The organism is Paraburkholderia sp. SIMBA_053 (genome assembly GCF_046534895.1).
GTDB lineage: Bacteria > Pseudomonadota > Gammaproteobacteria > Burkholderiales > Burkholderiaceae > Paraburkholderia > Paraburkholderia caledonica.
Genome location: NZ_JAWRXU010000325.1, coordinates 1 through 324 on the forward strand (window position 1 = coordinate 1; position 324 = coordinate 324).

Annotated in this window: 1 protein-coding gene; it reads right to left on the reverse strand. The window is 69.1% G+C overall.

Going from position 1 to position 324, the window contains the following annotated elements; genetic code table 11:
• A partial coding sequence (locus SB753_RS35840) for an extracellular solute-binding protein (protein WP_410804839.1) occupies nt 1–324 on the reverse strand: 324 nt, incomplete at both ends.

Consider the following 324-nt stretch of genomic DNA (forward strand, 5'->3'; position numbering starts at 1 on the left):
TGGTCTGCATCTGCTCGAGCGCGGCCTTGGCCTCGGGGGTGTCGAGTCCGCTGACCCAGGCGCCGTCCTTCTCCTCGGCGTAGTTCGCGCCGTGGGAGAACAGCCAGCCCTCGAGCCCGTGCACGTCGACGACGGGGAAGTAGATGCCCTTGAAGCCCTCGACACCGTCGGGGTTCGCCTGCTGCACCGTGGCGGCTGCGGCGACCAGGTCGTCGAGCGTCTCGGGAGCGGCGATGCCCGCCTTCTCGAGCAGATCGGTGCGGTAGAAGACGACGCTGGTGCCCGCGTAGAGCGGGTAGGCGTAGGTCTTGCCGTCGAGGGTCG